The following is a 25,403-nucleotide window of genomic DNA, read 5'->3' as shown; positions in this document are numbered from 1 at the left end:
TCAGTAGATTTCACAGTCTAATCAGTTGCACGTTCCGGACTCTGACACCCTTGCTCTTCCGGTGAGACTCAGGACTATCTGCCTGACTTCAAAGCCACTCGAATTGGCTTCACAGAGAGTAAAAGTGCCTGCTTGTCGGGCTTGCCCATGATGGTTAAAACCCAGCGTATTGCCGTTATTCCACTGCATGGAAACCAGATTATCCGTTTCTCCAAAGACCCTGATTAGCTGATCTGCCGAATCCAGAGCACCATCAGCATCTTCATCTTCAAACACCAGCCACCCTGTGCTCCAGTTCGTCAGTGAGTTATCACACCTCGACCCATTACTGGACTTACAAATCGAAACAGGACTTCGTCGTTTAATAGCCTCACTTCGGGCCAGCAACATACTGCCGAACAGTGTCTGGGTATGTGCCGCGACACGACGATCTGCCAGCAAATCTTTCAGAGAGGGCGCGGCAACGGTGATCAGAACTGCAAAAACAGTCAGTGTTACCAGCATTTCAGGAAACGTCATCCCTGCTCTGCTTATCCGCTTTTGACCCAGTCCGAACACCATAATCAGTTCTCTGCATCGGTACTTTAGGAAGAAGGTTTCCTATCGTCTTAATGCACTTTAGTTGTCATTGATATCAAATCGAAGAAGCTCTGTATGAAAGCCGGATGGTAAGATCACTTCGACCGACCAATGGCAAAAAGCACTTTTTTTCAGGGATAAAAGATTTTGGCAGGGTGCAAAGTGGTGGGTATTTGTAGCAGCTTATCCAGATGAAATACCGCTTGTCGGTATCCACTGCCAACTGAAAAAACATTGTGTTCAACTCGGGCATGAAAAGATATGCACACTGCTTGTGTGTGAGCGAAGAAGAAGAAAAATAAATACAACAAGAATTGTTTTTTCATGGATGTTCAGATCTCAGCTGCCAAATCAGGTTTTACCCTGATAGAGCTAATGGTGACAGTAGCCATAATCGCTATCGTCGCCAGTATTGCGATACCCAGCTATCAGAGCAGTATTCAAAACAGCCGAATTACCTCTAACTCCAACTCTGTACTTGCGGCTCTTCAATACGCCAGAAGCGAAGCTGCCTCCCGAAATATTCCTGTACAGGTCTGCGGATCCACCGATCAGACAAACTGTGACAACGCTGACTGGTCTGCCGGTTATATCATTCTCGAGACCAATACCAACACTGTGCTGAAAGTGTTTGAAGGCGTTACAGGAAATGTCATCACAGGAGGCGCAATCGTTGCATTTAATGACGAGGGTCATTCAACTAACAATACTCTCTCGGTTTGTGATTCACGCGGTAATAACTACGCAAATAGTATAACGATCAATGGTTCAGGACAGGTAAGGATTGGAGGGACTCCGTCGTGTTGAAGAAAGAAAAGGGCTTCACCATGATCGAAATAATGGTGGCAGTATTAGTTTTGGCCATCGGCCTTCTTGGCGTGGCAGGGTTACAGATACTGAGCATGCAATCTTCCAATGGAGCTTTAAATCGCAGCCAGGCCACGATGCTTGCTTATGACCTTGCCGAGCGGATGAGACGTAATCCTGGCACAGCTCTCAGTGACGGCTATTCAGACATTTCTATTGAAGCTGATGGTTCACAAAAGGCGGCTCCAAGCTCTCCAAATTGTATTTCTACCGGTTGTACCAATGCCCAGCTCGCAACACAGGATATCAGGGAGTGGCTTAACAATATCACCGATGTTCAAGGTATAGGGCTGAGCGGAAATGATTGGCAATCTGCTCTACCGGGAAGCACTGCCAGTCTGGTACGAAACGCTAATGAATTTACTCTGACTATTAACTGGACGGAAGCAGGTACTGATAATGGCAACAAGCAAGAGTTAAACAAGAGTTATGAGATGAGGTTTACATTATGACAACTATTCAGATGCCTCATCAGCAAACAGGTTTGGCTTTAGTAGAGTTAATCATTGCCTTAGCGTTAAGTGCAGTTCTGATGCTCGGCGTTACCAGAATGTTCGCAGACAGCGTTTCCAACAGTTCATCGGAAACGGCCCTTGCCCAGGTTCAAGATAGTGCTCGCATTGCCATGGAAGTCATCAAGAAAGACGTACGGATGGCCGGCTTTCAAGGCAATGCTCCAAGTTCCGTTGTACCAGAAGCCAATTCTCTGGTTGACCTTTCACAGCAGGCTGTGAGTATTGTTGCAGACACTACTGATGCTACAAACAGTGACACCCTTAGAGTACAGAGAGCTTTCGAAACCAGTAAATCAATGGACTTGAGCGATAGCAACGCAGGAAATGGAGTTGTAAGAGTTGTCAACTTTTATGACACTGCCAACGGCAACCAGTTACAGTTTGACCGGGCAATCTGTTATGACTCAGACGATATATTCTTGATCACTGATGGGCAAAAAGTTGCCACCTTTAAGCCCCAACAAGCTGCAGCATGCATCACAACCAATCCTGAAACCTCTAGTAATGAAAGAGTCACTCCAATCGGAGAGAACGACAACGGTATTAACTTATCAGGCTTTGCTATTCCTGATGATTGCTCGACAGCAACACTTGAATTTTGTCCTATTTTGTATCAACTGGGTTCTGCAAATGGAAGCACATATGCAGTTCAAGACCGATTGGACTCGAGCAATAACCCATTAACAGCCACTGACGGAAATACTATTCCCGCTCTTTTCGTGAACGGGGATGAGATGGTAGAAGGGGTAGAGAACCTGCAGTTTCTCCTGGGCATTACGGATTCATCAGGAAACACTAAATATGCCGAAAGCTGTTCATCTACAGAAATTTCGTCTGGTGATTGCAATATTACTCATATAAAACTCAGTATGGTGGTCTCTTCAAGTTTCCCAGTCAGCTCACAGCAAAATAATCAGTCTTACCCCATCTTAAATGTGCAAGCTGCTCAAAGTACATTTCAGCCTAATGACCGCAGGTTGAGAAGAGTATTTACTAGCACCATTCAGCTGAGAAATAGAGGCTAAACATGAATAAGACTAAACAAGATGGTGCGATCTTATTCGTCTCATTGATTATACTACTGCTAATTACCATCGTTGCTATAGGGAGTAGTCGCCTCTCAACAAACGGCCAGAGAATTTCATTTAACTATCAGCTGAAGAACTCAACCTTTCAGACTGCAGACAGCTCTTTGATTGAAGCTCAAGTCATGTTATCTGATAGCCCAATAGCATCAGAGCAAGCTAAAGATCCTGGTGGATTTAGTTTAAGTTCAACGACAAGCAATTCAGTCACTGGCCTGCAGATTCAGTCCAACACAAATACTGTTCGGACAGGTATTCTGGGGGGTAACTCTTTAAGTGCTGATGGTTCTGCACCAAAGGTTTACGTTTATACCACTGAAGCCACATCAGAACTTACCGCTATGAATATCAGCACGGTGCTCGAAGAAGGCTTTATAAAGCCTGACGTCGTCTCAAACTAACAGGATAATAATAATGTTGTTTCGAAAAGGGCTAACAACGTTAGTCACCTCTTTATTATTAACAACCAGTACTCTGTCCTCTGCAGACGACACTGACATTTTTCTGAGCAATCCTAATTACGACAGCAGCATTAAGCCAAACGTCCTTTTTATACTGGATAACTCTGGCTCTATGGACTGGTCTCTGACTGATAATGATGATGCTGGTTATGGAGAGGATTCTCGGCTGGACGTCATGAAAGTTGCATTTTCTGACATTATGAGCAATGCATCTGATATCAATGCTGGCTTAATGAAACTTCATGCCAGATCCGGGGAGTCCAGCAGACTGACATTTCCCGTAAAAGATATCGACTCTCTCTATGGTTCAAATATTATTCTGGCTGGGACACCTGAAATTCTTGAGTCTTCTGATGATGCTGTGGAAGAGTCAACCAGTGGTAATGTCAACATAAGTTCACAGGAGCTAACTTTAGGCAGGTTTACCACACAAGCCATAAACAGTCATGAGAAAACCACTGAAATAGAAAATTACTATGATAATCCTGAGGGTTATGCGTCCGATAATTCAATGTTTTTCAGCTCCTTAGCCTACTCCTTCAGGGAGAATCAACTGAATGGTCTTTACTTTAGAAATTTAAATATACCTTCCAATGCGACCATAGAAGAAGCACATATAATTTTTAGAGGTTATGAAACGAGCCAGGAACCTCTCGAGATAAAAATAAATGCTCAGCTCTCAAAGAATCCAGAAGAGTTTTCCAGTTCACAGACTACTTTCGGTATTAGAACAAAAACATCTGAACACACACTATGGAGGCCAGGAGAATGGATTAGTGGAAACAATTATGAATCCGAAGATATTAAAGATGTGATTCAATCAATCCTTGATGAAAGCTCACTAAACTGGACTGCAAACGAAAAACTCAACAACCTCGCACTATTCTTAGAGGTTATTGATGGCCAGCCCGTTGATAGACACCTTGTAAAACTGCAGAATGGTAGCAGCTCCCCGAACGCTCCCAAGCTTTATATAAAATACTCTGCCCCTTCCAGAAATATCGATAATTTAACAGGCTTGCGCTTTCAATCCGTTGGTATTCCCAGCGGCTCTATAATTGATAGTGCAAAGATTGAGTTTACGTCGACAGAAAATCGCTCTGACAGTATTTCTCTGGATGTTTATGCCGGTAAGCCTACAGGCAGTAACAATACTCCATTTGCACAAAGTAATCAGAACCTCAGTAACAGAGGAAAATTTGGTCCAGTAGCCTGGACTCCTGGCCAATGGACTCAGGGAACTTCAGAAAACCCCAGTGTCTATGATGTGGATGTCAAATCATTACTCCAACAGGTAGTGAACGATAGCAACTGGTGCGGGAACGACAGCAGTACGTTCTATTTCCAAAGAAGCTCAGGTGATGGCAACCGAATGGCTCACAGCATTGATGGTAACGGCTCCAAAAAACCTCGACTTGTTGTCGAGTATACCCCCCCTGCAGATGGCAGTGGTTGTTTAACTGCAACACTTAATACTCGTATTAACGGTTCTGATCAGGATGCCTATGAGTGGCATTATGATGGAAACATGTACGTCCAATACAATGATATACGACTTGGTGGGAATCAGAGTACATACTCAAGCGGCGGACTGCATTACCCAAACCTTCCTCTGAAAAAAAATGCCACCATTATTGAAGCTTATCTGGAACTGACTTCCGATGCTGACAGCTATGGCAACATGAACATCAGAATTCAAGCCGAAGACAAAGATACTTCTTCTGCGTTTACCAGTGGCTACAGAAATATAACGAAAAGAAACAGCCTAACTTCAGCATACGTTGACTGGGGTATAAACCAAAGCTGGAGTAAAGGGACAACCTACCGTTCACCTGATATCAAGAATATTATCAATGAAGTCATCAACCGAAATGGTTGGCGAGCAGGCAACAACCTGACTTTCATATTCAAAGCGACTGGAGGTGAACGCTATGTCAGGAGTTTTGATAGAAGCCCTTCCTATTCACCTAGACTGATTGTCAGAGTTGCCAGTGGAGGAATCGATAGTAGTGCAGGATACCGGGTAAAAGATCATCTGGTCTCCCTGGTTCAGAACATGTCAGCAGGTGGAGGAACTCCTATTGTTCCGAGTATGTATGACTCCGCCAAATATTATACAAGCAGCTTCGCAGGAAAGAGTTCCCCTATTATAAACGCCTGTCAGACTAACCACCTGGTATTACTTACAGATGGGCAAGCGAATAGTAATACCGACGCAGCAAAGAATGGTATTGCCAGTTTGACAGGACAGAGCTGCACAGCTGACGCCAGCAATGATGGTGAAAAGTGTGGCAGGACACTGGCAGACTGGATGGCAACCAATGACCTCAGCAGCTCTATTGAATCTGATAACGTAGTCACGACCCATACAATAGCCTTTGCAACTCAAACAGATCAGAATGCAAAAAAATTCATGGAAGATTTAGCGGCGGAAGGTAAGGGTAGCTATTTTGTTGCTTCTGATGCGAAGGAGCTGGCGGATGCTTTTAACGACATTGTCAACAGTATTCTTGATAACGAAAGTACATTTGCAGCACCTGGTGTAGCCGCAAATTCATTTAACCGTTCCGGACACCTCAACAAATTATATTATTCTATATTCAAACCTTCAGAGACCGATCGCTGGCAGGGCAACCTGAAAAAGTATCAATTGCTGGGAGATCCTGCTGAAATATATGATAACAGCTCAACGCCTAAGCCCGCCGTAGATACCTCTACAGGTTTTTTCAAAGAAGATGCGTTTAGTTTCTGGAGCACAAGTATTGACGGCGGTAAAGTCGAAAAGGGTGGTGTAAATGATATCCTCTCGGTTTCATCCTCCAATAGTAGTCATCGAAAAGTTTATACCTTTCTTGGTAGTAGTCCTGCAGGTGTAAATAGTGGCGCTCAAATCTTAACCAGCACTAATGCAGTCGTAGATACAAATAATTCGCTATCACCGACTCTGTTCGGACTAAGCGATAGTCAAACGACCGAAAGAGATGAGCTTATTAACTGGATCAGGGATCGTTCCAAAGGTATCGGAGACCCACTTCACTCCACACCTGCGTTGGTCAATTATAAATGTAAAAACTACTCTGCAAGTGCTCCTTTCAGCTGTGCAGAAAACCAGCTTGACCTCACCCTCTTCCTCGGTACAAATGATGGCATGTTCCACGCTGTTAATGCGCAGACAGGTGAAGAACTGTTTGCCTATATGCCAAAGGAATTACTTCCCAATGTCAGGCACTTAAATACCAATGGTTCTACTAATAGAACACCGGGTCATGGACGCCCTTACGGATTAGATGGTCATCTGGTTCTTTGGGCAAATGATGTGAATAAGAATGGCGTCATATATGGTGGAGCAGATACTGCAGATAAAGACAACGATGGTAACACTACAGAGGAGTTGAGTAAGACAACTCCAAATGATGGAGAGTTTGTTTACGCCTACGTAGGCATGAGAAGGGGAGGGAGAAATTACTATGCCTTGAATGTGACTGATACCGGCAATCCAAAAATGCTTTGGTACATTAATGGCGGTGTGGCCCCCTTCCAGCAATTAGGGCAATCCTGGTCAAGACCGGTTCGAACCAAGCTCAAAATTGGTGCTGATAGCAAGGACGTACTGATTTTCTCCGGGGGTTATGATGTCAACCAGGATTCTCAGGCTCTGTATTCACAAGACAGCATGGGAAATGCAATTTATATTGTCGATGCAAAAACCGGAGCTTTGATCTGGTCTGCCAGTCATTCAAGTGGACATACTCTCACCTTGAACAAAATGAAGTACAGTATTCCAGGTGGAGTGACGGTAGCGGATATCGATGGTGATGGATATGGCGACCAGCTCTTCTTTGCTGATACTGGAGGGCAAGTCTGGAGACTTTATATTAACAACTGCACAGCAGATTCAAATGGAAGTGTCAGTAACTGTGCCGTCCAAAGTCTCAGTGACAAACAACATCTCATATGGGCTGCAGATGATGATGGAGGCGGCTTCTCAGACAGTGATGATGGCGTCATTGCATACATCGGCTATTCGAATGATATGACAGCGACTCAGAAGAAGATAAATGCAAGAAAATTCTTCACTCGCCCAGACATCTCTGACCTGGCTCTGAACGGTAAAAGGCAACTTGCAATCAGCATTGGCTCAGGATTGCGTCCAGATCCTCTGGGTCTACTCAATAGTGATGTTCAAGATAGATTTTACATGCTGGTTTCACCAAAACTGGCAAACCCCACCGTCGATACTGCCAACAGAAGTAGCAAGGCTGTACCTCCTCACACGACAATCAAGCACAATGTCGGTACTCTTGCCAATTTCACTCCAGACAGCAATGGCAATGCCAGCACTGCGGAAATAGCCAAGTTCGGGGCAACCAATAACTACGGCTGGTTTATGAACATGAGAAATGACGAGAAGGTCATGAGTGATCCCGCGATCTACTCTTCTCAGATTTATTTCAATACTTACATACCCTCTGCACAAGCATCTAACACCTGCTCAGCTGTTGCAGGAGAAGCCTGGAGCTGGCAAGTAAACCTGACTGGTAAACTGGTTGAAAGAGACGAAATTGAAACTAATGGCATTGTGGGCAACTCAGTCTTTGTCAGACTTGCTTCAAACGCTGATGGCAGCGGGACAAAAGAGGATTACATTATCAGGGGACTTGATCCTGAAAAACTGAATTCAGGAAGCCCGGAAGGTAACACTTACTGGATACAAAAGAAATAATAAAGGGGAGTAACAGTGAAGAGGAATATTAAGGGTTTTACTCTGATAGAAATGATGATTGTTGTCGCAATCATTGGCATTCTGGCAACTATAGCAGTGCCAAGTTACAACCAGCATGTCACTACTTCTGCTATGAGGGATGCTGAGTCATCTCTGATTGGACTAGCTGGAGCAATGGAGAGACATAGAGCTCAAAGAGGCTCTTACCTGGGCGCTTCCGTTGGAGGTGGAGATGACAACAATGGTGCTCCCAGCATTTTTGTTACCCAGAGCCCTGAGAGTGGTAATGCCAACTTCAATCTGGCCATTGCAGTACCTGCGAATGGCAGAACCTATACGCTGACGGCAACGGCCACAGGAAGCTCCGGCATAACCGCCAATGCCACTATTACATTAGACTCTGTAGGGACTCGTGGTGGCACGGCTGCGGGAGCCTGGAACTAGCCACAAGAAAAAAAGCCCTCAGCAAAATTGGGGGCTTCCTGCAAAAACCAATCACCCCACAAAAATCTCAGCCATCAAAACATGACTCTGCCCCGGCTCCAGCTCTACGGGAACCTGAGGCAAGGTTACCGTTTCCACACAAACCATAGACTTGTAATCAAAAGTAGGCACGTCGTGCATTTTTTCTGCCCGAACAGGCCCCGGGTTCCAGACAACTGTGCCGTTGCTACCGGATTTTTTGATAGTGATTTTTCTTCCAATACCGGGATCATGCAGGATGCAGGTTTCGTTGTCATCAATATAGGTTCTGTCAACCTCACCCTCGATGATCACTTCGCCTTCCTGAATAAAAGCTCTGCTCTCGTCGGTCTCATCCAGGTAACGTTTCCCATCCAGTCCTTCAATCCAGATCAGATCCGTATTTGAAACACTAAAATAAGTATGCAACGCCTGACTTATTTGAACCTTCCTGGAGCCATTGTTTCTGGAGGTCAGACTGATTCTCAGTGTTTCTCCAACAATAATATCTATACCCAGGCCTGCTTTCCCATCCCATTCTTGAACACCGTCGATGGGCAAAGACAACACGACTCTGGTCTTGTCATTGTCCAGCGTTTCACTCAACTCATATTGCCAAAGTTTTGTACGGGCAAAACCATGATTGGGGCCTCCTTCCTTTCTGGAACCAAACCATGGCCAGCAAACGGGCACACCACCACGAATCGCTTTTCCCTCAGTCATATCTGCCAGTGGGCTCATCCAGAGGACTTTCTCCTGACCTTTTGGCTGATAACTCAAAACCTGTCCCCCTTGCAATGAAATCATGGCGTTGGCAAAAGGGTTGTCGATTTCAAGAACAGGCACAGAGCCCACCATTCTGGGTTTGATGGCAGAATTCGTTTGAAAAGTCATAGCGATACTTCCTGAGTTGAGAGATCAGAATAACAGACTCACCTTACAGTGAAATGATCAAATACCTCCTCTGCACGTCTACTTGCACCTATTATGAAAAAGGGAAGCTCAAGCCTCCCTTTTCGCTAATGTTAGAAACTTAAACCCACCCACAACCAGAATTTATCAGTATCGACCTTGCCAGCAGCCTCATCGCCGGCAGTGTAGGTCGCATACTTCACACCTGCGTTATAGTGTTTCCCAAACTTTTTGCTGTAAACCAGGTCGATCTCTTTACCCAGATCTTCAACAGTGGCGGTCTCTTCGTCAGCAGTAAAGTCGTGATAGGTAACCGACCACTTACCACCAAAGAGCTTGCCACCCACCGAAGCATAAAGATCTTTAAGACCCTCAGCAGGAGTGCTCAGGAACTGGTCCGTCCAGCCATTGAACTTATGAGCGGTAGCCAGTGGTGTCGAGAAGCCATAATTACCATCATCAGAGCCCAGCACTTCATAACCCACTTTGGTGGTAATACCGAATATCGCTACTCCACCTTCGACAAAGTAGAAATTGGCATCGTATTTATTTGAGCCTGATTCGCTCTCCTGAGTGGCATACTCTCCGGTGTAGAGGAGTTTCAGGTCACTGACATCTGCCGAACCTGAGAGTCGCACGCCGTAGGTATCCAGACTGTTGTCGGTATCATCATCCAACTCAAGTAAGTACGCGTAACCGGTCAGTTTGCCTAAGGGTGTGGCATAAGAAGCATTGAGCAAATGATCCTTGGATCTCAGATCCTTTTCTTCTGCAAAAATCCGGTTGCGTTTGTTGATGTAAGCATACTTCAGTGACAATCCTTCAACAGGCATATAATCAGCGCTAAGGGCATTAAAGGTTTGTCGATCCTGTCGCCAGCCCACATGCCCTACAAAACGTTGATTGTCGTAAGCGATGACCTGTCTGCCGAGCTTTGCAGTCAACCCTTCCATTTTATATTGAATAAACGCCTGATCGACTTCCGTGACTCCCGGGTCAGCAATCACAGAATAGTCAGTACCATTGCCAACCGTATCATTGTAATCATCAATACCCGCTATGGACCTTGAGTCTTCAAATTCCAAAAGGCCAGAAAAGCCATAATAATCACCTGTCTTGTATCCCAATCGAGACCGAAGCGTCAGTGCTTTAGCATCTTTCAGATTTAACTTTTTGTCTTGATCAACCGTCTCGTATCTGAGCCTGAAGTCACCAAACGCCTCCCCGCCAGTAAGCGCTTCTATGAATTCATCGGCCTGTACGTGAGTTGTTGAGACAGCCGCTGCCCCCGCAATAGCTGCTGCCAGTAGTGTTACCTTTGTGTGTTTCAAGGACTTAAACTCCGTTTTTTTGTTGTGAAAAATCTTTTATCGCCGGGGCGACAAAAAATTATTTCTCTCGCTCATTGCTGATTTATTGTTGTTATTGTTGATTGAGCTGCGTTTTTATCCCTTCGGATACTACGCAGCCTGAAAGCTTTTCTTACTGCCGGAAGCTTCTTTTTTCTTTTTATGCTTGCTGATGTTTTCCACCTTGCGTTGTTTCTCATAGAGGAACTTCAATACTTCTGAGCGCAGGCGGGTGTACTCAAGGTCTTCTGCCAGAGCCAGACGATCTCTGGGACGTTCCAGATTGATGTCAAGAATTTCACCAATGGTGGCTTCTGGCCCATTGGTCATCATGACGATGCGATCAGACAGCAACACCGCTTCATCCACATCATGGGTAATCATGATGACGGTGTTGTTCAGCTCCTGCTGGATCTCCATCAAAGAGTCCTGCATATGAGCCCGGGTCAGGGCATCGAGGGCACCGAAGGGTTCATCCATCAGCAAAATTTCCGGCTGCATGGAGAGAGCCCTGGCAATGCCGACACGCTGCTTCATGCCCCCGGAAATTTCATCCGGTCGCTTGTGCATAGCGTGCTCCATATGCACCAGCTCCAGGTTATGCTCTATCCATTCTTTGGTTTCAGACTTGCTTTTTGAGCGTCCAAACACCTGCTTAACCGCCAGCTCAACATTCTGATAGGCTGTCAGCCAGGGCAACAAAGAATGATTCTGGAACACGACGGCTCTTTCCGGCCCCGGTTCCCTGACTTCTTTACCGTTAAGGACTACGCCTCCGGTAGTGGCCTGGTATAGCCCGGCAACAATGTTCAGTACTGTTGACTTACCACAACCCGAATGGCCAATCAGCGAAACAAATTCTCCTTTGCTGATCTTCAGGTCCACTCCTTTCAGTGCCGTGAATGGACCTTTTGGCGTATCAAACACCATGTCGATATGGCTGATATCCAATAAAGTGCTGGCTGCTTTTTGAGCGTTCATGTCTGTTTCACCTCCGTGTTGAATTAACTGGCTGTGCCGGCCTTGTCCCAGGAGACAAAACGCTGCAGCTGAAGCATGGTGCGATCCAACAGAAAACCGATAAACCCGATGACGATAACCGCCACCATAATCCGGGCCAGAGAGTTTGAGCTGCCATTTTGGAACTCATCCCAGACGAACTTTCCAAGACCGGGGTTCTGAGCCAGCATTTCTGCAGCGATCAGAACCATCCAGGCAACGCCTAACGACAATCTCATACCAGTGAAAATCATCGGTATGGAAGCGGGCAGAACAATTTTCTGAACATGCTTCAGGGCTGGCAGTCTCAGCACACGGCTGACATTCACCAGATCCTTCTCAATAGAAGAAACGCCCACTGAAGTGTTGATTACCATGGGCCACAGACAACAGAGCGTGACGGTAATCATGGAATTTAAAAAGGACTTGGCTACCAAAGGGTCAGGACTGATATAAACAGCACTGACGACCATGGTCACCAAAGGTAGCCAAGCCAGAGGAGAAACCGGTTTAAAAATCTGAATAACAGGATTCACTGCCGCATTCAGGGTTTTATTCAGTCCTATGGCAATCCCCAGGGGTATGGCGATGACTGCTGCCAGGACAAATCCACTCAGCACAGTGATAAGGCTGGTGAAGATCTGGTCTGGAAACGTTTCTTTACCGGTGTAGGCACGGATTTTGGGTACGTAATCCGGATCCTTCGCCAGTCTGGCTTCAATACGCTTCTCTTGTCGCTCATAGAAGGCCTGCTCTTTCACTCGTTCAGCGCTATGCTCTTCATAAAGCGACCCCATTTGCTCCCAGACTGCCGACGGTCCGGGAAATTTGCCCAGTGATGTATCAATCTTGCTGGCGGCTCCTGCCCAGATCATCAGAAAGACCAGGATGCCGGCAAAAGGAATCAGCAGGGTTTTAAAGGTTTTTGTTATTGTTGTTTTAAGACTTTCGGAAATAATTGGCTTATTGATGTTGTTATTGGCCAACGCAGTTTCAGTTGTCATGTTTGTTCTCTCCCCCAAACAGCCTTGAGCGGACAATTCAGTCCGAGCTTGCATGGATCAACCCTCAGGCTGATCCATTCAAGACGAAATCAGATCTTGTCGCCCTGCTTCAGACCAATACTGAACTTGTTGATGTACTCATTAGGTTTCTTGCCGTTGTAGACGATACCGTCAATGAAGTGAGTCTGTGGATTTCTGAACCCGTCTTCTTCAGCAAAGTTCGGGAAGTCGCTGACCTTAGCCAGTTTGTCTTTAATCAGGGACCTGGCAGCTGCTTCGTAGATGTCTGGACGATAAACTTTCTTGGCAATGTCGACGTACCAGGCATCGGGTTTATCTTCAGGAATCTGTCCCCAACGACGCATCTGAGTCAGATACCAGATCGCATCAGAGTAGTAAGGATAAGTCGCGTTGTAACGGAAGAAGACGTTGAAATCCGGTACTTCACGTTTGTCGCCTTTCTCATATTCGAAAGTCCCGGTCATGCTGTTGGCAATAACATCGTAATCAGCACCGACATAATTGGACTGGGAAAGTATCTTCACGGCTTCAGGACGGTTGGCGTTGTTGTTTTCATCCAGCCATTTGGCAGCACGGATCAATGCACGGGTCAGACGAATCGTGGTGTTGGGATATTTCTCGGCAAAGGCTTTGGTAATACCGAACACTTTCTCAGGATTGTCTTTCCAGATCTCATAATCCGTAACAACAGGAACACCGATATTTTTGAACACAGCCTGCTGGTTCCAGGGCTCACCTACGCAGTAACCATAGATAGTGCCTGCTTCCATAGTGGCTGGCATCTGGGGTGGTGGAGTCACAGAGAGCAGTGCGTCAGCATTAATCTGACCCGAAGTATCTCCCTTGTGCGGAGCATAATATCCAGGGTGAATGCCACCTGCTGCCAACCAGTACCTTAATTCATAGTTGTGTGTAGATACCGGGAAGACCATGCCCATGTTGAATGGCTTGCCGTCGTCTTTGTACTTTTCCACAACCGGCTTCAGGGCATCGGCTTTGATAGGATGTTGAGGCTTGCCGTCTGCCCGCTTGGGAATATTTGGCTTCATCTGTTTCCAGATTTCATTGGAAACGGTGATACCATTACCATTCAGATCCATGGAAAACGGAGTGATAATTTCAGCTTTAGTCCCATAACCCATAGTCGCAGCAATAGGCTGACCGGCCAGCATGTGCGCGCCATCGAGTCGTCCATCGATCACACCATCGAGCAAGACCTTCCAGTTTGCCTGAGCTTCAATCGTGACGTACAGACCTTCATCTTCGAAGTAACCTTTTTCGTAGGCGATGGCTATGGGAGCCATGTCCGTCAGTTTGATGAAACCAAACCTCAGCTCTTCTTTTTCTGGATAGCCCAACTCAGCCTTTGCCTGCATCGATACAAGACCACTGACGCTAATCAGAGCACTCAGTGCGACCGACTTTAAGGGTTTAAACCACTTCATTCATTACTCCCAACATCTCTACTGATAGCTCACAGCCCTGCTACCTAAAGATTTATTATTCTGCACCGCTCCCTGAAAATGGCTCCTCGGCTATGGCGCCTGCTTCGCTCTGACAACCATATCCTGTCGTCTTGCATTTCAGGGACACAGTACATCCATGTAAAAAAAAAGCGCCCACCGCGCCTTGGAAATTCTTCCAGACAGCGGTGAGCGCCTTTGCTCTCTTTCACAACGCCTTTGTTGTGAATGTCTGTTCCTGCCACCCTTGGCAGGAACATTTTTTATTGTTGTAGCTGACTTTAAGCATTTTTAATGCCAACTATTTTCAGTCTCTAACAATGCTTATTTTTTGAATTTTCTTTCATTTTATTTCAGCTTGGTGCATCGCAGTGAAAATGCGCACCAACAACGTGCAACCCTCCGATCATGACGTTTTTTCTTCTAGCATGTTGAAAACATCAATGACATTTCTGGCCACAGCCGCCATAGTTTTGCCGTTATCCATAGCCATCTTTCTTAACTTTTTATATGCCAGGTCTTCACTAATCCCTTGCCTGGTCATCAGCAAACCCTTAGCCCTGTCCAATATCTTTCGATCTTCCAGAAGATTCCGGGTCTGCACCAGCTCATCTTTCAATGACTGGTATTCCTGAAAGCGGGCAACGGCTACGTCAATAATAGTTTTGAGGCGTTGTGGCTGAAGGTCAGCCACGATGTAGGCATTAACACCGGATCGAATAGCTTGCTGGACAATATTCTCGGTGGTTTGCTCTACAAACATGACGACAGGAAGTGGAGAAGCCTTACTGATCAAAGCGAGCTTTTCCAAAAGCGAAGGGGCAGGTTTATCCAGACCAATCACCAGAATATCGGGCAAGAGGCTGGAGACAAGGGTCAGCAGGTCCTCATTCTGTTCTTGTCGCTCAATGACTTCATAACCAAACTCATTCAGTGCGCGGTTCAAAACAGATAGTCGAGACGAACGGTCTCCAATCAACAACACTGAATCCATAACCTGCAACATTCTCTTCCCTGAAAAGATAACTATTCACAGGTTATTTATAAGCAAAGGCTGTACCAGAGCAATCAGGATTCAGTTAAGCATTTAGAAATCAAACTTCTACGATCCGAAGTTCTTTGGGCATAGTGAAAACAATATTCTCTTCTTCACCCTCAAGCTCTTTCGGCTCTTCAGCGCCTAATTCAATCAGTCGGTTGATAACACCTTTCACCAGCACTTCAGGAGCGGAAGCACCTGCGGTAATACCCAGAGTTTGTTTACCTTCCAGCCACTCAGGCTGAATATCATCAGCACCATCAACCAGGTAAGCTGATGCACCTGTTCTTTCTGCCAACTCCCTGAGGCGATTGGAATTGGAACTGTTCACAGAACCTACCACAAAGACTGTATCGCATTCCGATGCCAGAGCCTTCACAGCATCCTGACGATTTTGAGTGGCGTAGCAGATATCGTCTTTACGTGGTCCGTTAATTTCAGGGAACCTGACTCTCAGAGCATCAATCACCCTCGCAGTATCGTCCATGGACAGTGTCGTCTGAGTCACGTAAGCAAGATGTTTCGGATCTTTCACTGCCAGTTTTTGAACATCGTCTTCTGTTTCAACGAGGTACATCTTCCCGCCATTAGCGTCGTCGTACTGGCCCATGGTACCTTCCACCTCGGGATGACCATCATGACCAATCAGAATACACTCCATGCCGTCACGGGAGTACCGCACAACTTCCATATGGACTTTTTTGACCAGAGGACAGGATGCATCAAAGACTTTCAGACCTCGACGGTCAGCTTCTGCTTCGACCGCTTTGGAAACACCGTGAGCACTGAAAATAACGATAGAATCATCCGGTATCTGATGAAGCTCCTCGACAAATATGGCACCACGCTCTTTGAGATTTTCGACCACAAACTTGTTGTGAACAACTTCGTGACGCACATAAATAGGAGGCTCAAAAACATCCAGAGCCCGGTTTACAATGTCGATAGCCCGGTCAACGCCTGCACAGAATCCCCGGGGATTTGCCAGCCTGATTTTCATACCTCAGCACTCTTTATCTAGTGTATGAGTTTCTGGTGTATTAGCCGCTTGAGTGATGTTCAGAACGTTCACTTCAAACAACAGTTCTTTACCTGCCAGTGGATGATTGAAGTCCACCTGAACATGACTGTCTGTCAAACCTGTAATAACGCCAGCCAGCTCAGAGTTGGCCGCATCGGCAAAAGAAACGACCAAGCCCTCCTGCAACGCCATGTCACCAGAGAAACTGTCCCTGGCAAATTCCCTGATATTTTCAGGATTGGGCATGCCAAAAGCACCGGCAGGAGGAATTCTGAAACTGCCCTGATCGCCCTCGGACAGACCATAGATCACCTGCTCAAAACCCTGAGGCAGGTTTCCATCCCCCACGACAAAAGTGGCAGGCTGGCCATCAAAATTACTGTCTACCACCTGCCCGTCCTCCAGTTTCAGGGCGAAGTGCAGCGTTACCTGCTTTCCTGGTCCTACCACAACATCAGACATTGTTTTTCTATACCCGCTTTCGAAAAATCCATTCATACACAGACAATGGCAACCGTCAGCCAAGAGGTTCCGGGTGCCTCACAGTCCGATATAATTTCAGCTATGACTGTTGTGTTGAGGCCGGAAAATATCCAGAATCAACATCGCAGCACCGGAGGTAATGGCCATATCCGCCAGATTGAAGGATGGAAAATACCAGCCGTCATAATACACCAGCAAGAAATCCACGACGTAACCATTCATGAACCGGTCATAAAGATTGCCCAGTGCACCTCCCAGTATCAGAGCCATGGAACATGCCTGCCATCTTTCATCTTTTTTCATTCGGGCAAGCCAGATGACCAGCATCAGACTGACAACCGATGCCACTCCCACAAAAAACCACCGTTGCCAGCCCCCTTGATCACTCAGAAAACTAAAAGCAGCGCCGGTATTATAGGCCAGAGTCAGTGAGAAAAAGGATGGGATGACAGGCACCTGCTCATAAAGATATAAACTGTCCACTACCCGATGCTTGACCAGCTGATCCAGAATCAGAACCACTCCACTGATCCACAACCAGTGGAGCATTCCCCAGGAATTTTTTCTCATACCGTTGAGGCCCTTTTAATCTGTCTTAGTGAGTCCCAGTTAAATCTTATGCCGAGTCGTATAAACGTCGATATGGTTACAAACCGAAATATAAGATAAAGCTCTAAGCCTATAACTCGAGGAACTTAGTATTCCTTCTCTGGTTGACTGTTCTTGCAGTCAAAAAATGGAGCACCAGTGAGTGAAAAAATGCCCGAACTGTATCGGGCATTTCTGACTCATGATGATCAATCAGGCAAACTTCCTTACTTCACCTTCACCATCAACATTATCAACACAACGGCCACAGAGTGTTTTGTGAGCTTCGATAGTGCCAACGTCTTCACGACGGTGCCAGCAACGAACACACTTCTCATGCTCTGACTTGCGAACAGCCACCTTCAGACCATCAACATCGGTATCCACGGCATTAATAGCTTCACAAAGAGGCTTCAGTTCAGCCTTGGAAGTAATCAGGACAAAGCGCAGTTCATCGCCAAGCTTGCCCAGTGTTTCGAGCAGTTCTTCATTGGCAAACAAGGTTATTTCTGCTTCAAGTCCGCCACCGATCACACTTTCATTACGGTCACCTTTTCGAGCATCTTCAAGAGCCTTGTTAACAGCGTGTTTCACGGTCATGACGGAGTTCCAGTATTCAGCACCCAACTCATCACCCTCAAGACTTATCAGGTTTTCATACCAGGTTTCCAGCAGAACAGACTTGCTGCGCAGACCAGGAATAGCCTGCCAGATCTCATCAGCTGTAAAACTGGTGATAGGCGCTATCCAACGGGCAAACGCTTCAACGATATGGAACATAGCGGTCTGACAGCTTCGACGCGCCAGACTATCTGACTGCGTTGTATATTGACGATCCTTGATAATATCCAGATAGAAACCGCCCAGATCCAGAGAGCAGAAATTATGGACTTTCTGGTAAACATTCAGAAAATTGTAGCTGTCATAAGCGTCAATGACTTCTTCCTGCAATTTCATGGCTCGATCCACTGCCCAGCGATCCAGAGACAGCATATCGTCCCGGGCCACAGTGTCAGTTTCAGGGTTAAAACCGTTCAGGTTTGATAGCAGAAAACGAGCCGTGTTTCGAATACGACGATAGCTGTCTGCCGTACGCTTGAGAATTTCATCAGATACGGTCATTTCTGCGGTGTAGTCAGTTGCAGAGACCCAGAGGCGCAGAATATCGGCGCCCAGTGACTTGAATACCTTCTGGGGAGCAATGACATTACCCAGAGACTTGGACATCTTGCGACCATTGGCATCCACCGTGAAACCATGAGTCAGGAGCTGCTTATAGGGAGGCACTCCTTTGGTAGCAATACCGGTCTTCAGGGATGACTGGAACCAGCCACGATGCTGGTCAGAACCCTCTACATAAATATCTGCAGGTGAATGCAGGCCCTTGCGACGATCCAGCACAGAATAATGAGTGACGCCGGAATCAAACCAGACGTCCAGAGTGTCTGTCACCTTCACGTAATGTTCAGCGTCTTCCGCTGTTAAGAGGTCAGAAAGCTCCAGATCAAACCAGGCATCCATACCTTCACGCTCGACTTTCAAGGCCACTTTTTCAATCAGGGCAGAAGTATCCGGGTGCAGCTCTTCGGTTTCCTTGTGAATAAACAGAGCAATGGGCACCCCCCAGGTACGCTGACGAGAAATACACCAGTCGGGGCTCTGACCCAGCATGGACTCCATACGGTTACGGCCCCAGTCCGGAGTGAACTTGACGTTATCCAGTGACTTCATGGCGGTATTCAGCAGACCTTCTTTTTCCATGCTGATAAACCATTGAGGTGTAGCCCGGAAAATCAAAGGCGTTTTGGTTCTCCAGCAGTGTGGATAGCTGTGCACCATTTTGGCCTGAGCCAGCAAACGACCATTACCTTCGACCGCTTCGACAACCTTTGGATCAACCTTGTAAACGTGTTCACCAGCAAACTGTTCAACGTGGCTGCGATAAACACCGGCATCATCCAGGTAGTTCAGAGTGCCAATGCCGTATTTTTTACCAACATTAAAGTCATCCACACCGTGGTCAGGTGCAGTATGAACACAGCCGGTACCAGCGTCGGTTGTGACGTGATCACCCAGGATCAGTGGGATTTCACGCTTGTAGAATGGGTGGGCAACTTTTTTGCCTTCCAACCGGACGCCCGGGCTACGGGCAATCATGGTGTAGTCTTCAATGCCATAACGCTGCATGGCTGACTCAACCAACTGCTCGCCAAGAATCAGTCGTGCAGGCTGACCGTTTACCTGACACTGAATCAGGGCATAACCCAATTCAGCTCCCAGTGTCACCGCCTGAGAAGATGGCAAAGTCCATGGCGTTGTTGTCCAGATGACAACAGCTACCTCCCCTTCACCTTGCTCTTCACTGTCAAAATCAAATGCAGACAGCAGGTCAGCATCATCAAGAGCGGCATAACGCACATCAATCTGGGTGGACGTTTTTTCCTGGTATTCCACTTCAGCCTCAGCCAATGCAGAACCTCCGGCCACACTCCAGTAAACAGGCTTATAACCTTTCACCAGATGACCGTTGTCGGCTATTTTACCCAGGGCTCGAATTATGTCGGCTTCGGTCTGGAAATCCATGGTCAGATAGGGCTTATCCCAGGCACCCAGAATGCCCATGCGCTTAAAGTCTTCACGTTGACCATTAACCTGTTTGCTGGCGTAATCACGGCATTTGGCACGGAAAGTTTTAAAATCAACCTTATCACCCGCTTTGCCCAGCATACCTTCCACTTTGTGCTCAATCGGCAGACCGTGGCAGTCCCAGCCCGGCACATAGGGCGCATCAAAACCGCTCAGGGTTTTGGACTTGATGATCATGTCCTTAATGATTTTATTGACCGCGTGACCGATATGAATATCGCCATTGGCATAAGGAGGGCCATCATGCAGAATGAACTTTTCACGACCTTCAGATACCTTGCGAATTTCTTCATAAAGCGCCTCGTCGTACCAGCGCTTGAGCATTTCAGGCTCACGCTTGGCCAGATTTCCACGCATTGGGAAATCAGTCTCCGGCAAGTTCAATGTATGCTTATAGTCGGTCATAGTTGGATCTCATCATCACACGTCTTGCGGGCCAGACACACATGCCCATCAATCGTCATCCCAAACTGTTTTAAGAAACTCGTTCGGAGGTTCCGAACGACGTTCCCGGCAATCTTCTCACGACCTGTTCCATCTAAGCGTTCATGAAACAGGTTTTTCAATCTGGCTTATTGATGAAAGAAGCTTCTTGCTGCTTTTACATCATCGGTAATCGCTGCCTTGAGGGCATCCAGCGATTCAAACTTTTTCTCATCACGGATTTTCTTAATAAACTCAACCCGCAGAGTGTGGCCATAAAGGTCTCCCTGGTAATCCAGAAGATGCACCTCCAGCATGGCACGCTTAGCCTCCAATGTGGGCCTGACACCCAGATTCGCTACCGCATCGTGGCTTCGGCCATCGAACAACACCCTGACTGCAAACACTCCCTGTATGGGCAGCGTCCGCCTGCAGACACGTATATTGGCTGTTGGAAAACCCAGCTGCCTACCCAGCTGCCGACCTTTGATAACACGCCCCATCATGGTGAAGGGACGCCCTAACAATTTTTCTGCTGCACTCAGACTCACATTCGCCAACTGCTGACGGATCCGGGTACTACTGATACGATCCATATCCATGGATACCGTTCGGGTATCGCACACCTCAAACCCGAACTGATCGCCCATCTTTCTCAGGTGCGCAAAATTTCCCTGCCGTTTCAGTCCGTAACGGAAATCATCTCCCACTATCAGGTAGCGTATGTCCAGCCCATCCACCAGCACCTTCATAACAAAATCATCCGGCGTAAGGTTTTGCAGCTTCTGATTAAAAGGCAGGCACAATACCTGTTCAACACCGGCCTCTTCCAGAAGCGTCAGTTTTTCTCTCAGGTTGGAAAGCCTCGGCGGCGCCTGACCGCCCTGAAAATATTCCCGGGGCTGAGGTTCAAAAGTGATCACGCAGACCCTGACGCCCAACTCGAAGGCTTGCTGCCGCAGTGTCTCCAGGATAGTGCGGTGCCCCAGATGAACACCATCAAAATTACCAATAGTCGCAACACAGGCGCGATGCTCCGGTCTGATATTGTGCATTCCGCGAATCAACTGCATTGGGCGGTTTATTCTCTGTTAGGCTGGCAAAGGCAGGGATTATATCTCAGGTGCGTTATGGACTTAAGAGCCATATTCATCAAATCGCTGCTCTTTTTTCCGGGATTGAATATTTCGCTCATGAAACTGCTAAAAGGAAATCTGGCAGACAATAACAAGCTGTCCGCCGGACCCTGGTCTTTAATGTCTGAATTGAGCAGGGCGCAATCCCATGACCAAGAGTGCCGCTGCGTAAACAGCAAGTCCGGCACCAACCACTTTCGCCATTTCAGACACTCTCTGCCAGAGCGTGGCATCCAACCACCAGACAGCCTCCCCCGCCATCCAGACCAATAGCAGCGCCATTGCAAGATTGGCAAAGATCAGACGCCCACAGAATAACCACCACCCCGATTCAGGAGTGAATACTCCGGAACGTTTTAACCCCCACAACAATAACCCGGCATTCAAGAAGGCAGACAAAGTGGTAGCCAGAGCCAGACCAGCATGTTTCAGCCAGAAAACCAACATCAGATTAAGAGCCATATTGGCCACCATCGCGATAATGGCAATCTTGACCGGAGTCTTGGTATCCTGACGGGCAAAGTAGCCTGGCGCAAGCACCTTGATCAACATAAAGGCGATCAAACCCAGAGAATAAGCCCGCAGACTCATACCCGCCATCACCACATCCCGGTTCTGCATCTCACCGTAATCAAATAATGTTGCCAGCAGAGGCTCTGACAATATGAACAGCGCAATGCCCGCTGGAACGCCAATCAACAGGACAAGACGAATAGCCCAATCCAGGGTTTTGGAAAACTGATCTCCGGCGTCATCAGCATGCTTGCGAGAGAGGCTCGGAAGAATCACTGTGGCAATGGCGATACCAAAAACACCCAGCGGCAGTTCTGACAGGCGGTCAGAGTAATAAAGCCAGGAAACACTTCCGGTTTCCAGAAAAGATGCCAGCACCGTATCCAGCAACAAGTTGATCTGACTGACAGATACCCCGAATAACGCCGGAATCATCAGTTTTACGATTCGCCTCACACCTTCGTGCTTATGTCCCCACCCGGGGGCAGGCAGCAGGTGAATCTGCAGTAAAAAAGGAATTTGCAGCAACAACTGTGACACACCGGCAATCACAACCCCCCAGGCCAGAGCCATGACAGGCTCATCAAACCATTGCGACAGGAAGACAGTTGAGCCAATCAGACTGAGATTCAGCAGGACCGGGGTAAAGGCAGGTACCGCAAACCGGTTGTAACTATTCAGTATGGAGCCCGCCAGAGCAGTCAGCGATATCAGCAAAAGATAGGGAAAAGTAATCCTCAGCATCTCTTCAGCCAGCAGCAGCTTTTCAGGGTAATCAACAAAACCCGGAGCAAACAGGCGGATTAAAAGGGGAGAGGCCAGCATACAGACCAGAGTCACCAGCAGCAGCAAAACCGTCAGGGTACCACTGACCCGACTGAGCAGATAGCGCACCTCTTCAAAGCTGCGTTTACTACGATACTCTGACAACACTGGTACAAATGCCTGGGAAAAAGCGCCCTCAGCAAACAGCCGACGAAGAAAATTTGGAATCTTGAAGGCTACAAAGAATGCATCTGCTGACGAAGTAGAACCAAAGTACCCTGCAATGACTACATCTCTGGCCAACCCCAACACTCTGGAAAGCATGGTCATCATTCCCACAACCACACTCGATCTCAACAAACCGGGCGTTTTATCCTCATCTTCACTCTTCTGAGGGCTCTCTGATAGGTTCTCTATGGACATTCAGGTTGCTCAAACGATCAAAAACTGGCGATAGTACTGAGTTGTCAAAGTTAATAACAGCATGATGCGGGTTTGCGTGCCAAAGCGTCAAGAAGCCTTATTGACAACCCTTGTTCAAATAGGCATGATTCCGCGACTCGACTGTATGGGTATGGCACTGGTGAAGCCCTTGCCCGGGGGATTCGTCGGTGACGCGGCAAACACCATACTCCCAACAGGGTGCCCGAAGCAGCCCTGTTTAAAGACAGTGCAAACGGTTAATCAAGATTCTTAGGAGCACCACAAATGGCTAACTCTCCATCCGCCAAGAAGCGCGCCCGTCAGGCTGAGAAGCGTCGTAATCACAATGCTTCCCTGCGCTCCATGGTTCGTACTTCCATCAAGAAAGTAGTTCGCGCCATCGAAGCCAAAGACATTGAACTGGCTAAAACTGAATACATCGCGGCTGTGCCAGTGATCGACCGCATGGCCGACAAAGGCATCATCCACAAAAACAAGGCTGCTCGTCACAAGAGCCGCCTGAATGCACAGATCAAAGCTCTGTCTGCATAATTGTTAGCCCCGCGTAGCAAGGGCATTACAAAAAGGCCGGTTTTTTACCGGCTTTTTTTATGCCTTTACAAATTGAAACTTTAAATTCACAACTATACTTCCGCATTGTTTCTTTCTACCCCCTCTCAACGAGGATCTTAATCATGCGGTATGTTTATTCGTTACTCTTGCTCGCTTTCAGCTGCCTGACAGCAACGCTCTCTTATGCGACGCCCACTCCACAGGAATTCACTTTGGTATTTTGCGCCCCAAAAGGCACATCGACTGAGGTAATTACCGAGATGGGAATAGCCAAATTCGCCTACAAAATAAACCCCGTCGAGGCTGCTGCAATCGTACAAGAGACGGTGTCTGATTACCCCACACTTCCAAAAGTCGTCTGCACCGGCGAGATCACAAAGATCATGCAGATAGCCAAAATTGGCAATCACCCTACTCCGACCGAAAGCGATCATGAGTTCTTCCGGAAGATCGCAGATGCTGTTACCAAGACTCATGCGTCGTTCGAGACATTCGCCAGGGGCGACAATCAGTTCCTTTACCGAACTATCGCCATGGAGAACGCAAAAGAGGTTTTCATGGACTCCAGGAATGCTCAAGCCTCCGAACAAAAAGATTCCGGCCTGACCAATAGTGGAATCAGCGATTATATGAGCAAAAATACCGGCATGCTCCTCCTGCTTCCACCTCTGGCATTCGGTGCAGCCGGTGCCTCTGAATACACCATTTACTACGTTATGGCACTCGCTCTGGGTATTTCGTTTCACCAAACAGGCATCTGGAATTCACTGACCATCCTGACACTGAATACCGCCGGCATCATTGCTCAGGCAAACCTTCTTTACCAACAAAACAAGGGCGCCGAGTTTCAAGACGATTGGGATACCGGAGGCTATGCTTTAGAGACAGTAAAAGAGGAGTATCAGAAGTTACACACGGAAGGCACAGATTATAACACTGTAGCAACCACCTCATGGGCTGTTCTGAGCCAACAAGTCGCAGTCTCTGCATTTACCTTCAGCTCCATCAAAATGGCAGCGGCCAAATATTTAGGCATGGGCGCAAGAAGCGCTCTGGGTGTTTCATTTGGTCAGGCTGCCTTTAACATTATCTTTGAAAGTTTGACAGGCTCCCCTCTGGAAGACTGTATCCCCATTTTCAAATACAATAGGAAACACAGCGCCATCAGTGCCAAAAACTGGCCTTACTACGGCAAAAAATTTGTCGCCTCCAACTTTTTCCTGATTCTCTGGGCTGCCAAACAATCAGGATTGATTGCCAGCCATACTGCCTGGCTGGGCAAACACTTGGCAAAAGCATCATCCTTTCTGTGGAGAAAAAACAAACAGGAATAAAAGTGTGAAAACCGGGATC

21 protein-coding genes are annotated in these 25,403 nt (G+C 47.1%); 8 read left to right on the top strand and 13 right to left on the bottom strand.

All coding sequences use genetic code 11. The annotated features are described in order from the left end of the window. Positions 1-21: 21 nt before the first annotated feature. Entirely contained in the window at positions 22-561 is a 540-nt protein-coding gene (locus tag KDK17_RS11215; RefSeq protein ID WP_257288105.1) for a GspH/FimT family pseudopilin, read from the bottom strand. A 342-nt stretch (positions 562-903) separates the two neighbouring features. On the opposite strand from KDK17_RS11215, the gene KDK17_RS11205 reads away from it, so the two are divergent. From KDK17_RS11205 to KDK17_RS11175, 6 genes are read left to right on the top strand one after another with little or no spacing between them, the layout of a single operon-like run. Beyond that, a complete protein-coding gene (locus tag KDK17_RS11205) occupies positions 904-1,386 on the top strand; it encodes a GspH/FimT family pseudopilin (protein ID WP_306671274.1) in 483 nt (160 codons plus the stop codon). Further along, entirely contained in the window at positions 1,380-1,898 is a 519-nt protein-coding gene (gene pilV, locus KDK17_RS11200; protein ID WP_257288104.1) for a type IV pilus modification protein PilV, read from the top strand. The genes KDK17_RS11205 and pilV overlap by 7 nt, the downstream gene beginning before the upstream one ends. After that, the gene (locus KDK17_RS11195; RefSeq protein WP_257288103.1) at positions 1,895-2,986 is read left to right on the top strand and encodes a PilW family protein; all 1,092 of its coding nucleotides are present in this window, start codon (positions 1,895-1,897) and stop codon (positions 2,984-2,986) included. Before pilV ends, KDK17_RS11195 begins: the two co-directional genes overlap by 4 nt. 2 nt (positions 2,987-2,988) lie before the next feature. Further along, positions 2,989-3,447 carry a PilX N-terminal domain-containing pilus assembly protein gene (locus tag KDK17_RS11190; protein ID WP_257280471.1) on the top strand — a complete coding sequence of 153 codons (459 nt, stop codon included), beginning with the start codon at positions 2,989-2,991 and terminating at the stop codon, positions 3,445-3,447. A 13-nt stretch (positions 3,448-3,460) separates the two neighbouring features. Beyond that, complete coding sequence (locus KDK17_RS11185) at positions 3,461-8,230, top strand: pilus assembly protein (protein WP_257288102.1); 4,770 nt, start codon at positions 3,461-3,463, stop codon at positions 8,228-8,230. A 15-nt stretch (positions 8,231-8,245) separates the two neighbouring features. Further along, positions 8,246-8,674 carry a type IV pilin protein gene (locus KDK17_RS11175; RefSeq protein WP_368736471.1) on the top strand — a complete coding sequence of 143 codons (429 nt, stop codon included), beginning with the start codon at positions 8,246-8,248 and terminating at the stop codon, positions 8,672-8,674. Positions 8,675-8,725: 51 nt separating this feature from the next. Here the strand turns inward: KDK17_RS11175 and KDK17_RS11170 are convergent, their stop codons facing one another. The 12 genes from KDK17_RS11170 to murJ form a co-directional block, all read right to left on the bottom strand. Then, entirely contained in the window at positions 8,726-9,586 is an 861-nt protein-coding gene (locus KDK17_RS11170; RefSeq protein ID WP_257255630.1) for a D-hexose-6-phosphate mutarotase, read from the bottom strand. A 131-nt stretch (positions 9,587-9,717) separates the two neighbouring features. Then, positions 9,718-10,935, bottom strand: coding sequence for an alginate export family protein (locus KDK17_RS11165; protein ID WP_257288101.1), 1,218 nt, complete (start codon positions 10,933-10,935; stop codon positions 9,718-9,720). Between the two features lie 129 nt (positions 10,936-11,064). After that, complete coding sequence (locus KDK17_RS11160) at positions 11,065-11,934, bottom strand: ABC transporter ATP-binding protein (protein WP_257274533.1); 870 nt, start codon at positions 11,932-11,934, stop codon at positions 11,065-11,067. 23 nt (positions 11,935-11,957) lie between these two features. Beyond that, entirely contained in the window at positions 11,958-12,956 is a 999-nt protein-coding gene (locus KDK17_RS11155) for an ABC transporter permease (protein ID WP_257280468.1), read from the bottom strand. 89 nt (positions 12,957-13,045) lie between these two features. Beyond that, positions 13,046-14,422, bottom strand: a complete 1,377-nt coding sequence (locus KDK17_RS11150; protein ID WP_257280467.1) for a CmpA/NrtA family ABC transporter substrate-binding protein — start codon at positions 14,420-14,422, stop codon at positions 13,046-13,048. 424 nt (positions 14,423-14,846) lie between these two features. Next, positions 14,847-15,446 (bottom strand): ANTAR domain-containing response regulator, encoded by a 600-nt coding sequence (locus KDK17_RS11145; RefSeq protein WP_257280466.1) that lies wholly within the window; start codon positions 15,444-15,446, stop codon positions 14,847-14,849. Between the two features lie 88 nt (positions 15,447-15,534). Then, positions 15,535-16,479: a 4-hydroxy-3-methylbut-2-enyl diphosphate reductase gene (gene ispH / locus KDK17_RS11140; RefSeq protein WP_257255214.1), complete on the bottom strand. Its 945-nt coding sequence runs from the start codon at positions 16,477-16,479 to the stop codon at positions 15,535-15,537. Positions 16,480-16,482: 3 nt separating this feature from the next. Then, a complete protein-coding gene (locus KDK17_RS11135; protein WP_257255215.1) occupies positions 16,483-16,962 on the bottom strand; it encodes a peptidylprolyl isomerase in 480 nt (159 codons plus the stop codon). Positions 16,963-17,058: 96 nt separating this feature from the next. Then, positions 17,059-17,553 (bottom strand): signal peptidase II, encoded by a 495-nt coding sequence (gene lspA, locus KDK17_RS11130; RefSeq protein WP_257255216.1) that lies wholly within the window; start codon positions 17,551-17,553, stop codon positions 17,059-17,061. A gap of 231 nt (positions 17,554-17,784) precedes the next feature. Continuing rightward, positions 17,785-20,622 carry an isoleucine--tRNA ligase gene (gene ileS, locus KDK17_RS11125; RefSeq protein WP_257255217.1) on the bottom strand — a complete coding sequence of 946 codons (2,838 nt, stop codon included), beginning with the start codon at positions 20,620-20,622 and terminating at the stop codon, positions 17,785-17,787. Positions 20,623-20,789: 167 nt separating this feature from the next. Beyond that, positions 20,790-21,713, bottom strand: a complete 924-nt coding sequence (gene ribF, locus KDK17_RS11120; protein WP_257255218.1) for a bifunctional riboflavin kinase/FAD synthetase — start codon at positions 21,711-21,713, stop codon at positions 20,790-20,792. 180 nt (positions 21,714-21,893) lie between these two features. Continuing rightward, positions 21,894-23,477, bottom strand: a complete 1,584-nt coding sequence (gene murJ / locus KDK17_RS11115) for a murein biosynthesis integral membrane protein MurJ (RefSeq protein ID WP_257255219.1) — start codon at positions 23,475-23,477, stop codon at positions 21,894-21,896. Positions 23,478-23,762: 285 nt separating this feature from the next. Here murJ and rpsT point away from each other — a divergent pair, with 285 nt between their 5' ends. Further along, entirely contained in the window at positions 23,763-24,029 is a 267-nt protein-coding gene (rpsT, locus tag KDK17_RS11110) for a 30S ribosomal protein S20 (protein ID WP_257255220.1), read from the top strand. A 143-nt stretch (positions 24,030-24,172) separates the two neighbouring features. Beyond that, the gene (locus KDK17_RS11105) at positions 24,173-25,384 is read left to right on the top strand and encodes a hypothetical protein (protein ID WP_257274525.1); all 1,212 of its coding nucleotides are present in this window, start codon (positions 24,173-24,175) and stop codon (positions 25,382-25,384) included. Positions 25,385-25,403 lie beyond the last annotated feature (19 nt).

Source organism: Endozoicomonas sp. SESOKO2, assembly GCF_024606245.1.
In the GTDB taxonomy this organism is placed as follows: domain Bacteria; phylum Pseudomonadota; class Gammaproteobacteria; order Pseudomonadales; family Endozoicomonadaceae; genus Endozoicomonas_A.
This window is presented reverse-complemented; position numbering and strand designations above follow the sequence as displayed.

Coding starts and splice junctions, on each gene's coding strand:
- rpsT (WP_257255220.1), top strand. CDS start 23,763: ATGGCTAACTCTCCATCCGCCAAGAAGCGCGCCCGTCAGGCTGAGAAG.
- KDK17_RS11135 (WP_257255215.1), bottom strand. CDS start 16,962: ATGTCTGATGTTGTGGTAGGACCAGGAAAGCAGGTAACGCTGCACTTC.
- KDK17_RS11155 (WP_257280468.1), bottom strand. CDS start 12,956: ATGACAACTGAAACTGCGTTGGCCAATAACAACATCAATAAGCCAATT.
- KDK17_RS11215 (WP_257288105.1), bottom strand. CDS start 561: ATGGTGTTCGGACTGGGTCAAAAGCGGATAAGCAGAGCAGGGATGACG.
- ispH (WP_257255214.1), bottom strand. CDS start 16,479: ATGAAAATCAGGCTGGCAAATCCCCGGGGATTCTGTGCAGGCGTTGAC.
- murJ (WP_257255219.1), bottom strand. CDS start 23,477: ATGTCCATAGAGAACCTATCAGAGAGCCCTCAGAAGAGTGAAGATGAG.
- KDK17_RS11185 (WP_257288102.1), top strand. CDS start 3,461: ATGTTGTTTCGAAAAGGGCTAACAACGTTAGTCACCTCTTTATTATTA.
- KDK17_RS11160 (WP_257274533.1), bottom strand. CDS start 11,934: ATGAACGCTCAAAAAGCAGCCAGCACTTTATTGGATATCAGCCATATC.
- KDK17_RS11205 (WP_306671274.1), top strand. CDS start 904: ATGGATGTTCAGATCTCAGCTGCCAAATCAGGTTTTACCCTGATAGAG.
- KDK17_RS11170 (WP_257255630.1), bottom strand. CDS start 9,586: ATGACTTTTCAAACGAATTCTGCCATCAAACCCAGAATGGTGGGCTCT.
- KDK17_RS11150 (WP_257280467.1), bottom strand. CDS start 14,422: ATGAAGTGGTTTAAACCCTTAAAGTCGGTCGCACTGAGTGCTCTGATT.
- ribF (WP_257255218.1), bottom strand. CDS start 21,713: ATGCAGTTGATTCGCGGAATGCACAATATCAGACCGGAGCATCGCGCC.
- KDK17_RS11190 (WP_257280471.1), top strand. CDS start 2,989: ATGAATAAGACTAAACAAGATGGTGCGATCTTATTCGTCTCATTGATT.
- KDK17_RS11105 (WP_257274525.1), top strand. CDS start 24,173: ATGCGGTATGTTTATTCGTTACTCTTGCTCGCTTTCAGCTGCCTGACA.
- lspA (WP_257255216.1), bottom strand. CDS start 17,553: ATGAGAAAAAATTCCTGGGGAATGCTCCACTGGTTGTGGATCAGTGGA.
- ileS (WP_257255217.1), bottom strand. CDS start 20,622: ATGACCGACTATAAGCATACATTGAACTTGCCGGAGACTGATTTCCCA.
- KDK17_RS11195 (WP_257288103.1), top strand. CDS start 1,895: ATGACAACTATTCAGATGCCTCATCAGCAAACAGGTTTGGCTTTAGTA.
- KDK17_RS11145 (WP_257280466.1), bottom strand. CDS start 15,446: ATGTTGCAGGTTATGGATTCAGTGTTGTTGATTGGAGACCGTTCGTCT.